Raw genomic sequence first — 12,229 nt, forward strand, 5'->3', positions numbered from 1 at the left:
GGACAACGATGTTTTGAAAGGCATCCAACCGCCAAGGAAATAAATGGGCCATCAGTATCGTTCTCTTGCAATGTAGGAAAGGATTGGGGCGCAGGCGGGACAAACATCAGAAAGGAATTAATGCCCAATAGTTTTCGGAGACTGAAATGCTCCTACGGGACATCTTCCAACAAGCCATTATTTCCATAAAATCCCAGTGGTTGCGGACATTGCTGATTATCTTGGCGATGGGCATAGGCGTGACTTCCGTGACCGTGTTGATCGCGCTCAGCGAAAGCGCCCGTAGTTATATCGTGCATGAGTTTGAAGCCTTGGGTACGCATCTGGTTATCGTATTGCCTGGACGCACTGAAACAACGGGCGGCTCCCCGCCGCTATTCGGTGAAACGCCCAGGGATTTGACCCTGGAAGATGCCGGGGCATTGGCGCACATCCCTTATGTCGCGGCGGTGGCGCCGCTAACCATAGGGGCCGCTCCGGTCACCTTTGCGGGTTTGGAGCGGGAAACCAATGTGTTTGGTTCCACGGATGCGTTATTGCGGGTGCGGCATCTGACCATGGCGCAAGGCAGTTTTTTGCCAAAAACCGAGGCTGGTAACGCCCTGTCCGTTTGTGTCATCGGGCAAATGATTCGTGAACAATTATTTGCCAACACGCCGGCATTGGGCCAATGGCTACGCATAAATGACAGGCGGTTTCGGGTTATCGGCGTGCTGGCTTCCGAAGGCGAATCCATAGGCGTTGATTTTGACGAGATGGTGATTATTCCGGTTGCTTCCGCCCAAGCCTTGTTTGATACCCGGTCCCTGTTCCGGGTTTTGATCGAAACCCGATCCAGGGACGCGATGCTAAAAACGGTGGATGAAGTTAAAAAGACCATCAAACTTCGCCATGAAGGCGAGGAAGACATCACCGTCATCACCCAAGACAGCGTGGTCAATGCCTTCAATAAAATCCTCACCGCGCTGACTATCGCCGTGGCCTGTATCGGCGGTATCAGCCTGGTTGTCGCGGGCGTGCTGGTCATGAATGTCATGCTGGTCAGTGTCACGCAACGGACTGCCGAAATCGGCTTGCTCAAGGCATTGGGCGCATCACAAGCCCAGGTACAGTGGCTTTTTCTGGCGGAGGCTGTGCTGTTATCATTGGTCGGCGCGTTGGTCGGTTTATTATTCGGTCAACTGGTCATAGCAGCGATACAGCTGGTTTATCCGAAATTTCCTGTTGCCCTTCCTCATTGGGGATTAGTGTCCGCTATCAGCGTTTCAATCCTGACTGGCTTATTGTTTGGCGTACTGCCCGCCCGCAAAGCGGCAAGGCTTGACCCTATAGTCGCGTTGGCGAAACGATGACCATGAGTTTCCTTGACATATTGCTCCTGTCATTCCGGACGATCATTTCTTATAAATTACGGTCGGCACTAACTTCGTTAGGATTAATCATCGGGATCGCCGCCGTCATTATCCTGACCTCCTTAGGCCGTGGCCTGCACAGCTTTGTGATCGCTGAATTCACCCAGTTTGGGACGAATATCATTGGCATCCATCCAGGGAAAAAATCCACTTTTGGGTTATCCGGGGCGACCATCAGCACAGTACGTCCCTTATCCATGGCAGATGCAGCCAGCTTGGGCAAATTAGGCGGAATTCTTGCCGTTGTGCCAGTGGTACAAGGCAATGCGCGGGTTGAAACGGACACCAAGCAACGGCGCACCAACGTCATCGGTGCAGGTGCCGCCGTCCCCCAAGTCTGGCAAATCCGCACCCAATTAGGCCAATTTTTGCCTTCGGGTGAAGACACCCATCCCCGCGCTTTCGCCGTGCTGGGCGATAAGCTGGCAAGCGAGTTGTTCGGGCAAACCAGCCCCTTGGGCAAACGCATACGCATTGGCACAGACCGATACCGTGTATTGGGCGTGATGGAAAAAAAAGGCCAAATGCTGGGCTATGATATGGATGATACAGTCTACATCCCTGCGGCAAAAGCCTTGGCTTTGTTTGATAGGGAAAGCTTGATGGAAATTGATTTGCTGTATGGCAATAACGTATCGGTTGACTCGGTACTCAAAAGCATTAAGCAGTTGCTCATCGCACGGCATGGGCTTGAAGATTTTACCTTAATCACCCAAAACCAGATGTTGGCGAGCATGGATTCCATCCTGAGCATTTTGACAATGGCGGTGGCGGCTTTAGGCGGAATCTCGCTGTTGGTCGGGTCGGTCGGCATCATCACCATTATGACCATAGCCGTATCGGAGCGGGTGTCCGAGATTGGCTTGTTGCGGGCAATAGGCGCGGAACGGAGCATCATCTTCAAGTTATTCTTGTTCGAAGCCTTAAGCTTAAGCGCGGTGGGCGGGATGATCGGAGTTTTGGCAGGTATTGGCATCGTTGGGTTAATCAGCAAGCTAGTGCCGGCACTGCCGACCGAATTGGCCTGGAGTTACATCGCCGCCGCTTTCATCCTGTCTTTACTGATTGGCATCATTTCAGGCGTGATACCGGCAATTAGGGCGGCCCGTTTGGAACCTTTGCAGGCTTTGCATTCTGAATAGGCTAGCTTGTTTTGCTCAATCTTTATGCAAGAAAACTTACAAGTTGTTCAATTTCTCTAGTCCAAACAAACCTTAACATTTAAACAATGGCAATTATCCAATCAAGAGTAAAGTTGATCGCCAGAAAACGACCCGTTGCTGTCGTTGGTGTTGTTTTATTCAATAGCTGTCATTAGCTACTGATTTCACGTTTTTTAAAGGCTATGTCACCGTTAGTTGTTGAAAAAATTTTATGTTCGGCGCAAAGCCTTATTTAATGCGGATTGCGGCTTTCGCTGAAAGCCGCGTCATTTAAGGCTTCCACAATTAACGGTGACATAGCCTTTTTAAACGACTTAAATAACTTATGCCTTTTAGATTAATTATGCTGGGGAATAAGAAATTCCTTAAGCTAAAAAACTTGTTGTGGTAAGACAAATTTTGTAATTGGTGAATGACTATCTAATTATTTGATGGCTTCGCTCAAGATAAAAATGTAGACTGGATATTTTTAAAGACTACCCATAAAAACTTGGTAACTCTGATTTGGAGTCAAGAATAATGCCATCCTTATTAAAAAAATATTTTGTTATCGCAATTTTTTTCTTATTAAATTTTTGCATATGTGAAAAGACTATTGGTGATGAAAGCTCTGATGTTAACGATGATCAAAAAAACGTAGTAGCTTTAATAATTGGCAATAATAAGTATACTAGTCCATTAAACGAGCTTACTAATCCAGAAAAAGATGCCGATGGCTTTAAGGCTGCATTAGAAAAAATCAATCCCAGAGAAATTTTTTTTTATAAAAACACAACATACCAGGAATTAGCTGAAGCCGTTGCTAAATTTACGGAAAAATTGAAACCAGACACTGTAGGTGTCGTTTATTACTCGGGACATGGAGCTCAATTGGAAAATGAAAATTATCTCATTCCTGTTGGGGTAAAAATCGCAAATAAAAATGATTTAAGATTAAAGGGGTTTGAGTTGAGCAAAATATTGGAATCGATGCAAGAGGCCCAAAATTTATTTAATATTATTTTTTTAGATGCATGTCGTGACAGACCATCGAAAGGAACAAAAGGTCTTAGCTCTATATCTACAGGTCTTGCTCCTGTGATTGCTCGTTCTGGGATAATAATTTCTTATGCCACAGCCCCTGGATATACTGTTGATGATCTTCCAGAACAAGATAATAGTTTATATACTTGGGCTTTGCTTAAAAACTTTAATTCAGGAGTAGATGTTGAGAAAATGTTAAAGTGGGTGGGTAGAGACGTTTCTAATAAAAATGAAACTCAAGTACCATGGATGAACTCATCATATTATGGAGAGTATTGTTTCGGAGGATGTAAAAATATTACTCCACCATCTCAAGCTTCCTCGGATAGCAATTCGGATTTGTATGAAATGATATTACTAACCACAAGAGGAGCTGGTGCTCGTGAAGCTTTAGAAAAATTAGTAAAAAAAGGAAAAGCTTTGAATAGTGTCACGCTATATTCTGCAGATTTTTCTAACACCTCCGCCAATAACGCCATACTGCCGTATGCATCTGTAGAATGGTCTAATTTATATCATGCTAACTTTTCATCATCAGACTTTTCTAACGCAAGTTTATTTTGCTCTACTTTAGCTGAAGCCAATTTTAAGTATTCCAGGTTTGATGGCGCAGACCTAACAGGTGCCGATGTTACTCGCGCAGATTTTACAAATACTAATATTAAAATAGAACAACTGAAAAATACTTGTATAGTTTTCGATGTGAATAATGAGTCACCACTTCCTAAGGTTGATTTCCAAGTTGATGAAAGTATGTTTTCTAAATGTAATCCTATGGATCACGGCATTAGGAAATGTTTAGAGACAAAGTAGCATTTTAACATATCCATACGTTTGGTGGTTTTTATACGAAGTGAATGAGTAGTTGGTAAGGTAAAAAAATAAGTAATCATTATTATATATAAATTTTGGAGTGTTAAGTGATGAAAAGACGAGAGTTTTTGAAGTTATCTATGATGGCCCCTTTTATTTTAAAATACACAAGCGTTTTTGCTAGTACCAATTTCGAACAATTACTGAGTCAATTTGAAAATAATGATGATGAACTATTAGAAAATTCGTGGCAATTTAGAGAAGGACATATAATCCAAACAAAAGGCATTGGCACAGGACAGAAATCCACAAGAAAAATATCGGAAACTGCAATAGATATGATCGTAAAACTTGAGGTCGGTGGTAAAAATAGATATGAAAAATATTATCAAACCCCTATCTGGCCAAAGTCCAATTCTGGCGTAACAATTGGGATAGGATACGACTTAGGATATGCAGATAAAAATGTCTTTTACCGAGATTGGTGCAATCGGCTTGAACAACCAGCTTTAAGCACTCTTGAGAAGGTATTGAAAAAAAAAGGAAATGAAGCTAAAGATTCGTTACCTACAGTAGCCGATGTTGTCAAGGTTTCCTGGGATGCTGCATACGGTCAATTTATTGATTATATTCCATTTGTAACGTATCAAACTGAAAAAACTTTTCCACACTGCGACGAACTTAGTGCTGATTGTTTAGGAGCACTTGTGTCTCTAGTCTTTAATCGCGGGACAGATCTTGATAAACAAAATAACCGGCGTAAAGAAATGTTAGACATTCGTAATCTTATGAGAAATCGAAAATTCGAGAACATTCCAGATAGAATTCGTAGTATGAAACGTATTTGGGAAAATAATCCGGATGCTAAAGGGCTTGTTATAAGACGTGAACTTGAAGCTAAGCTTTTTGAATCGGGTCTTAAATCTATTACATAACATTAACAGGCTGTTGAAAAACACAATATATAGTAAATTAAACAATATCATTTCACCATCTATAGAAGATAGCCGCTGTAAATCATAGTAAATCAACGGCCTGTTATGAGCTGCTAATGAATGGCCGCCACATAGCATATATTTGTTATTACGGCCAAAGCTTTGAATGTCTTGTTATGGTCGAATGGAGGCATTCAGCCACCTTAAATTTTATAGAGGGCTAACAAGAAGCAAACCTATCAATACCGAATAGCGAAAAATCTGGAACGCTATTCCGCCTATCATTATTCGATTTGCCCATCAACAATCCTAATCCGCCGTAGCGCACGGCTACCCAATACCTGATCGTGGGTAATCATAATCAAGGTCACGCCTTGTCGATTCAAGTTTTCCAATAATTCCATAATTTCCAAACCGGCTTTACTATCAAGGTTGCCGGTAGGTTCATCGGCCAACACCACTTCAGGGCGCATAATCATCGCACGGGCAATCGCCACCCGTTGCAGTTGCCCGCCGGACAGTTGGTTCGGTTTATGGTGGATGCGGTCTTGCAAGCTCACGGCAGCCAGTGCTTCCAGCACCCGTTGTTTGCGTTCCTTGGGGTTGATGCCTGCCAATATCATCGGCATTTCGACGTTTTCGGCGGCGGTCAAACGGGGGATGACGTGGAAAAACTGGAACACGAAACCGATATTTTCCCGACGTATCCTAGCCAGCTCGTCGTCGCTGCGTTGGATCACATCAATATCATTCAGTACATACCGCCCCGAAGAAGGCCGGTCAAGCAAGGCGACAATATTTAACAACGTGGATTTGCCGGAACCTGACGGCCCCATCACCGAAACGTATTCGCCTTTGTTTATTGTGAGGTTAATGTCGTTCAGGGCGTGGACGGTATGCTCGCCGACTTGGAAATACCGATGGATATGCTCCAACCGGATCATCGGCGTTCCTGGACATAAGCACCTGCCTTCACGCCGTCTTGACCGATGGATTTGACGATTTTGTCGCCGACAGCCAAACCGGATATGACCTCTATCGTATTCCAGTTGCTTAAGCCGGGTTTAAAGCTGCGCTCTTCCAATAAACCGTCTGCTTTTATCAGCAATACCCGGTTATTTTCCATGACGGCTTCTGCCGGAATGCGGATCGCTTGCGCTTTGCTGGTCAGCAAGACTTCAATATCGGCGCTGTAACCCGGCAGCAATTCTTTCAGGTCTTTCGGGTCGGTCAGCTTTACTTCCACTTCGACCGTACGCGCCTGTTTTTCTTTTTCCAATACATACGGGGCAATCCGTGACACTGTACCGGAACAGCGTTTTTCAGGGAACGCATCCAGCGAGACGCAAGCAGTCATGCCGGTTTTTATCTGCGGCGCATCGACCTCATCAATCGGGGCGGATACATACAGGCAACTGACATCCATCAGGTCAATTGCAGGCAAGGTAGGGATTCCTGGTGGTGAAGGGGTGACATACTCGCCGAGTTCGGCATTGATCTCCGCCACCGTGCCGTCAAACGGGGCGGTGAGCAGGGTGCGTTCAACCGCCGCTTGCGCCGCTTCCAGGCTCCGTTCGCTGACCTTGATATTTTCGCGTGCGGCGTTGCAGGCGGCTTGCTTGGACTTGGCGGTGGAGACTTTGTTATCGACCATTTCTTCGGAAACAAAACGGTCGCGCTGAAACAGTTTGTTGATCCGTTCCGCTTCACGGCCCGCACTGGCGCCAAGCTGGCAAGCCTGTTCGGCGGAAGCTTGGTTCGCGCGGATTTGCGCTTGCTGTAGTTTGACCTGGTCTTTTAAATCCTTATTCCACACTTCCAGCAACAATTGGTTTTGCTGGACTTGGTCGCCTTCTTTAACATGCAGTTTCGCCACCTGGCCACCCGTCGCCGGAGCCAGGAACGCCCGCCGGCACGCCTTGACCGTGCCGACCCGCGTATTGGACACCGTCGATTTGACCTCGCCCTTAGCGACGGTATACACATCAATCTCGATGGGTTTTGGCTGCTGCTTATAAAAATAACCCGCCACCAGTCCGGCAAGGATCAAGGCGGTTATCAGGTAAGGTTTTCTCATTGGCACAATCCGAAGTGGGTGATAGCCTAATTTAATTTAACGCACCAATTGCTGGTTAATATCCGCCAGATCGCTTTCTGTCACCACGCCCGCCGCCGCTTTTAAACGGATGATATTTACTAGGTAATCGTAACGTGCTTGCAGCAAATCACGTTTGGCTGAAAACAGTTGTTGTTGGGCATTGAGCACGTCGATGCTAGTCCGTATGCCGACATCGTAGCCCTTTCCGGTCGAGGCTACTTGGCTTTGGCTGCTGGTGACGGCCTGTTCGTAAGCGCTTACCTGCGCGATACTGGTGTTCAGATTTAAATAGGCGCTCTGGGTTTCCAACTCGGTCTGACGGCGGGCAAGCGCCACATCATCTAAGGCCTTTTGTTTATTTAGTATGGCTTGCCTGACGCGTGAACTGGTGGCGCCGCCTTGGTACAACGGAATCTGTAGCTGTAAGCCTATGGTGCCATTTTTAAGGTCATTTCCAAAACCGAACTGACCGCCATTGGTATAGGTGTCGTTATAACTCGCCACCGCATCTACAGTCGGTAAATGGCCGGCTTTGGCCCGGTCAATTTCCTGTTCCGAATAGGTGACGGTATCCTGATGGATTTGTAGGTTCAAATTGTTTTGCACCGCCACCGCCAGCCATTTTTCCATGCCTTGTTCCAGGCTATGGGGTTTGAGATCCGGTTTTACCATCGCCAACTTTTGGGGGATTGCTCCGGTAATCGCTTGCAGCGCCCGTTCGGCAATCTGGAGCCCGTTAATGGCCGCCATTGCTTGCGCCACGATCAGATCGTAACGGGCTTGGGCTTCGTTGACATCGGTAATGGTGCTGAGCCCTGCGTCGAAATTGGCTTTGGCCTGATCGAGCTGGCTTAAGATCGCCGCTTTCTGTGCGTTAATCAAATCAATCTTATCTTGTGCGATCAGCACATCGAAATAAGTTTGGGTGGTGCGCACTATCAAGTCTTGTTGGCTTAAGTTTAATTGCTTGTCGGCTTGGCTTGCTTGGGTTTGGGCTTGGCCCATTTGCACGAGATTTTGCTTGCGGTAAATGGGTTGGCGCGCTTCAACGCCATAGTTGTAGCCTTCAAACGTTTGCACGCCGCCTTTGAAGGGCGAAGCCAGATTGTTAAAGGCAATTTCCGTACGGGACGCATTGACTCCGGCATTGAAATTAACTACCGGCCGGTATAAGGCCTTGCCTTGTTCGATCAATTCCTGCGCCGCTTGGTTTGCGCTTAAAGCCGCCGCCAGAGCGGGGTCATGCGCCAAAGCCTGTTCATATACATCCATCAGCGATTGCGGTTTTAACTCGGCCAATGCCTTAACAGCCATTGCGCAAATCAGTGGAATGACAATGGCCAATTTTTTTAGCATAAGGGCGGCAATAGTTCGGACAGTTTTTGAAAAAATGGAGGAGACCTTATTCAAAGGAGAATGATGTTCCTGGCTCACGGACACTAAGAAAAGATCCCCATGCAGCTACTAGATACGATTTTAGGAAAAATGTCCACCCTGTCAAAACTGCAACAAATTTTTTGGCCTGTTTTTGATGGGCTTCCTGGATTTTAGGGTAGGGCGCCGCTCTGATGCAGCTATCGAATGGTTAATTGTATAAATTCTCCTATGATTAAGATTTTACTTTCATAGGCAAACAGCATGGCCATTAAAGACTGGGATGAAGAAGACCGCCCCCGTGAAAAGCTCCTGCAACGTGGGGCTGGCGCGTTGACTGACGCGGAGTTACTAGCGATTTTTCTGCGTACAGGCACGCCTGGCAAATCGGCGGTGGATTTAGCGAGGGATTTGCTCGCCGATTTTGGCTCTTTGAAAGCCTTGTTGGATGCCGACCAAGCCCGTTTTTGCAAAGCTAATGGTTTAGGTTCTGCCAAATATGCCCAGCTCCAAGCGGTGTTGGAAATGGCAAAACGGCATTTTCAAGAAATTTTGCAGCGTGGCAATGCCCTGACTAGCCCGGACATTACCCGTGCTTATCTAAGCGCCCAGTTGCGTGGCTATACTTATGAGGTGTTCGCCTGTTTGTTTTTGGACAACCAGCATCGTGTCATCCAATTTGAAGAGCTGTTTCGTGGCACGATAGACGGGGCTAGCGTTTATCCCAGGGAAATCGCCAAACGCGCCTTGCACCACAACGCCGCCGCCATCATTTTTGCCCACAACCATCCCTCCGGTATCGCCGAACCCAGCCAAGCCGACCAGCACATCACCGATAAATTAAAACAAGCCTTAGCCTTATTTGATATTCGTGTGCTGGATCATTTTATTATCGGTGACGGTTTGCCGTATTCGTTTGCCGAGCATGGCTTGTTGTAGTTGTTGTCCACGAAAGCCAACAGTAGGCGCATTAGGCGGCACGAAAAGGATGTGTGGATTTGTTCATCAAGGAAAGATTTTCCCCTCGTTCATTTTTCGTGCTTTTCGTGCTTTTCGTGTCTTTCGTGGACAAAAAATTTTCAAATCAAGTTATCGCTTACGCACCAGAAACTTATCCAATTGGTTTGCAAACGCTTGGATGTCACGCGGGCTTAGTGCCGCCGGGCCGCCAGTGTTGATGCCGCTGGAGCGTAAGTTGTCCATAAAATCCCGCATATTCAAGCGTTCCTTGATGGTTTCCACGGTGTACAGCTCCCCGCGTGGATTGATGGCGTGGCCGCCTTTGTCCAGCACCTCATTGGCTAAGGGAATATCCCCGGTAATGACTAAATCACCTACAGCCAAACGTTTGACGATTTCATTGTCGGCGACATCAAAGCCCGCGTTCACTTGCAGGAATTTGATATGGCGTGAGGGTGGCGTTGCCAGTTTATGGTTGGCGACCAGGGTGGTGGTGATGGCTAAGCGTTCCGCCGCCCGGAACAAAATGTCCTTGATCGCTTTCGGGCAAGCGTCCGCGTCAACCCAGATTTGCATGGTTTAGCCCATTGATGTTGTTTGTGGGTTTGGTTATTGCGCACATCCGCTTAAGCAAACGGCACTTCCTGCTGCTCCGGCGCACCTGCTGGCGTTGCTTTCCCCGTCGCACACAGGCGGTTGAGGAAATCCACCACCGACAAACCCAATTCGTAGGCCATGTTGGCGGGTACGGCGTTGCCGATTTGTTTGTATTGCGAAGTCAACGCGCCCATGAATTGCCAGTCATCGGGGAAGGTTTGGATGCGGGCGTACTCGCGCACCGTAAACGGGCGGGTTTCTTCAGGATGGCAGCGTTCGGTCTGTTTTTGTGCCGGGGCGCAGGTCAGGGTCAGGCAAGGCTCGTCCCAATGCATACGCCGCGCCATGCCGGTTTTGCCGCCGCTGAGGAAATAGCTTTTTTGCATATAAATTTTTTGCAAATCCTCCGGCAAATCCCGCCAATAGCCACCTGGCGGCACTTGCGCCATGATGGCCGCTTTTTTCGCGGGGTAGCCTTGCCCGGCGGATGCGGGCACGTCGCAAGGGAACAATTCGCCTGCTTTCAGCGCATCCTTGAGCGTATAGACTTTTTGGTAAGGCCTAGGCCAGTGGAATTCCGCCAAACCTACCAGATCATTACGGATGCCGACTAATAACAAGCGTTCGCGTTTTTGGGGGACGCGGTAGAAAATGGCTTTCATCAAATGCGGCTCCAGCAAGGTATAGCCCAATTCGTCTATGACCGAGCGGATGTTTGCCAGCGTTTTGCCATCGTCGTGGTTCAACAAGCCGCGCACGTTTTCCGCCATAAACAGCTTGGGCCGGGTTTCTTTCACGGCGCGGGCGAATTCATAAAACAAGGTGCCACGCGCATCTTCAAAGCCCATTTTCTTGCCCGCATAGCTGAACGCTTGGCAGGGGAAGCCGCCGGTCAGCACATCTATTTGGTCTAAATAAGGGGTAAAATCCAACTGGGCAATATCGCCACACTGCACATTCCATTGCGGGCGGTTGGCTTTTAAGGTGTCGCAGGCGTTCTTGTCGAGTTCGTTGAGCAGTACGGTGTCCAGCCCCGCCCGCTCTAAGCCTATCGCCAGGCCGCCCGCGCCCGCGAACAGTTCGATGGATTGATAAGGATAAGCGGCGGTGATGTCGGGGCGTTGGGTATCATCGAAAATGAAATGCAGTTCCTCAAATTGCCGGAGTTGTTCTTTATCATAAAACCGGTAATTGTTCATCGGGTTGCGTAAGGAGGGCAGTTTTCCGCTATTATCCCAACGGCGCAAGGTTTCTTTGGAAACGCCTAACATATCAGCGATTTGTGCTACGGAATACATAAACAACCTTTAACAACCTTATACATGGTTACCATTATAAACAAGGGTAAGGGTCTTGGCTATAAAACAGATTGGCTATGACTGACCGCATTGACCCGGTGGCGCGTTCGCGGACGATGGCGGCTATCCGTAGCAAAAATACTAAGCCGGAGAAATGGGTGCGTTCGGCATTGCATCAGCAGGGTTTCCGGTTCCGCTTGCACAATAAGACCTTGCCTGGCTCGCCGGATTTGGTGTTGCGGAAATACCATGCGGTCATTTTTATCAACGGTTGTTTTTGGCACCAGCACGAAGGCTGCAAGGCGTCGCATCTGCCAAAATCCAGGACGGATTTTTGGGAGCGGAAATTCGCCCGTAATGTCGCGCGTGACCAAAAAGTGCTTTACCAGTTAAAAGTGTTGGGCTGGCGGGCGGCGATTGTTTGGGAGTGTGGTTTGAAGAAAAGGCAAAGGGAGGCGACTTTGCAACACTTGGTGGCGTGGTTGCATAGTGGCGCGGAGTATTTTGAGATGCCGGTTTATGATGAGTTTAGCGACCTATAGTGTCCATTTTTGCC

Annotated in this window: 11 protein-coding genes; 6 read left to right on the plus strand and 5 right to left on the minus strand. The window is 47.6% G+C overall.

Annotated elements, in window-relative coordinates; translation table 11 throughout:
* Nucleotides 1–146: 146 nt before the first annotated feature.
* From METMI_RS0110645 to METMI_RS0110660, 4 genes are all read left to right on the plus strand, one after another.
* On the plus strand, nucleotides 147–1,352 hold the full coding sequence (locus METMI_RS0110645) for an ABC transporter permease (protein ID WP_019866277.1): 1,206 nt from the start codon (nucleotides 147–149) through the stop codon (nucleotides 1,350–1,352).
* 2 nt (nucleotides 1,353–1,354) lie between these two features.
* Nucleotides 1,355–2,554, plus strand: a complete 1,200-nt coding sequence (locus METMI_RS0110650; RefSeq protein ID WP_029151616.1) for an ABC transporter permease — start codon at nucleotides 1,355–1,357, stop codon at nucleotides 2,552–2,554.
* A 540-nt stretch (nucleotides 2,555–3,094) separates the two neighbouring features.
* On the plus strand, nucleotides 3,095–4,411 hold the full coding sequence (locus METMI_RS25450; RefSeq protein WP_019866279.1) for a caspase family protein: 1,317 nt from the start codon (nucleotides 3,095–3,097) through the stop codon (nucleotides 4,409–4,411).
* 110 nt (nucleotides 4,412–4,521) lie between these two features.
* On the plus strand, nucleotides 4,522–5,346 hold the full coding sequence (locus METMI_RS0110660; protein WP_019866280.1) for a lysozyme family protein: 825 nt from the start codon (nucleotides 4,522–4,524) through the stop codon (nucleotides 5,344–5,346).
* A 284-nt stretch (nucleotides 5,347–5,630) separates the two neighbouring features.
* Here METMI_RS0110660 and METMI_RS0110665 read toward each other — a convergent pair whose 3' ends face one another.
* From METMI_RS0110665 to METMI_RS0110675, 3 genes are read right to left on the minus strand one after another with little or no spacing between them, the layout of a single operon-like run.
* Nucleotides 5,631–6,290: an ABC transporter ATP-binding protein gene (locus METMI_RS0110665; RefSeq protein ID WP_019866281.1), complete on the minus strand. Its 660-nt coding sequence runs from the start codon at nucleotides 6,288–6,290 to the stop codon at nucleotides 5,631–5,633.
* Complete coding sequence (locus METMI_RS0110670) at nucleotides 6,287–7,423, minus strand: efflux RND transporter periplasmic adaptor subunit (protein ID WP_019866282.1); 1,137 nt, start codon at nucleotides 7,421–7,423, stop codon at nucleotides 6,287–6,289. The genes METMI_RS0110665 and METMI_RS0110670 overlap by 4 nt, the downstream gene beginning before the upstream one ends.
* 36 nt (nucleotides 7,424–7,459) lie before the next feature.
* Nucleotides 7,460–8,800, minus strand: coding sequence for a TolC family outer membrane protein (locus METMI_RS0110675; protein WP_019866283.1), 1,341 nt, complete (start codon nucleotides 8,798–8,800; stop codon nucleotides 7,460–7,462).
* Between the two features lie 282 nt (nucleotides 8,801–9,082).
* Here METMI_RS0110675 and radC point away from each other — a divergent pair, with 282 nt between their 5' ends.
* Complete coding sequence (gene radC, locus METMI_RS0110680) at nucleotides 9,083–9,757, plus strand: RadC family protein (protein WP_019866284.1); 675 nt, start codon at nucleotides 9,083–9,085, stop codon at nucleotides 9,755–9,757.
* 150 nt (nucleotides 9,758–9,907) lie between these two features.
* On the opposite strand, the gene METMI_RS0110685 is transcribed toward radC, so the two are convergent.
* On the minus strand, nucleotides 9,908–10,354 hold the full coding sequence (locus tag METMI_RS0110685; RefSeq protein WP_019866285.1) for a YaiI/YqxD family protein: 447 nt from the start codon (nucleotides 10,352–10,354) through the stop codon (nucleotides 9,908–9,910).
* Nucleotides 10,355–10,404: 50 nt separating this feature from the next.
* Nucleotides 10,405–11,673 carry a DNA (cytosine-5-)-methyltransferase gene (gene dcm / locus METMI_RS0110690; protein ID WP_019866286.1) on the minus strand — a complete coding sequence of 423 codons (1,269 nt, stop codon included), beginning with the start codon at nucleotides 11,671–11,673 and terminating at the stop codon, nucleotides 10,405–10,407.
* A gap of 77 nt (nucleotides 11,674–11,750) precedes the next feature.
* On the opposite strand from dcm, the gene METMI_RS0110695 reads away from it, so the two are divergent.
* A complete protein-coding gene (locus METMI_RS0110695; protein ID WP_019866287.1) occupies nucleotides 11,751–12,215 on the plus strand; it encodes a very short patch repair endonuclease in 465 nt (154 codons plus the stop codon).
* Nucleotides 12,216–12,229: the final 14 nt, after the last annotated feature.

This window comes from Methylovulum miyakonense HT12 (genome assembly GCF_000384075.1).
GTDB classification, from domain to species: Bacteria; Pseudomonadota; Gammaproteobacteria; order Methylococcales; family Methylomonadaceae; genus Methylovulum; species Methylovulum miyakonense.

Coding starts and splice junctions, on each gene's coding strand:
- METMI_RS0110645 (WP_019866277.1), top strand. CDS start 147: ATGCTCCTACGGGACATCTTCCAACAAGCCATTATTTCCATAAAATCC.
- METMI_RS0110650 (WP_029151616.1), top strand. CDS start 1,355: ATGAGTTTCCTTGACATATTGCTCCTGTCATTCCGGACGATCATTTCT.
- METMI_RS25450 (WP_019866279.1), top strand. CDS start 3,095: ATGCCATCCTTATTAAAAAAATATTTTGTTATCGCAATTTTTTTCTTA.
- METMI_RS0110660 (WP_019866280.1), top strand. CDS start 4,522: ATGAAAAGACGAGAGTTTTTGAAGTTATCTATGATGGCCCCTTTTATT.
- METMI_RS0110665 (WP_019866281.1), bottom strand. CDS start 6,290: ATGATCCGGTTGGAGCATATCCATCGGTATTTCCAAGTCGGCGAGCAT.
- METMI_RS0110670 (WP_019866282.1), bottom strand. CDS start 7,423: ATGAGAAAACCTTACCTGATAACCGCCTTGATCCTTGCCGGACTGGTG.
- METMI_RS0110675 (WP_019866283.1), bottom strand. CDS start 8,800: ATGCTAAAAAAATTGGCCATTGTCATTCCACTGATTTGCGCAATGGCT.
- radC (WP_019866284.1), top strand. CDS start 9,083: ATGGCCATTAAAGACTGGGATGAAGAAGACCGCCCCCGTGAAAAGCTC.
- METMI_RS0110685 (WP_019866285.1), bottom strand. CDS start 10,354: ATGCAAATCTGGGTTGACGCGGACGCTTGCCCGAAAGCGATCAAGGAC.
- dcm (WP_019866286.1), bottom strand. CDS start 11,673: ATGTATTCCGTAGCACAAATCGCTGATATGTTAGGCGTTTCCAAAGAA.
- METMI_RS0110695 (WP_019866287.1), top strand. CDS start 11,751: ATGACTGACCGCATTGACCCGGTGGCGCGTTCGCGGACGATGGCGGCT.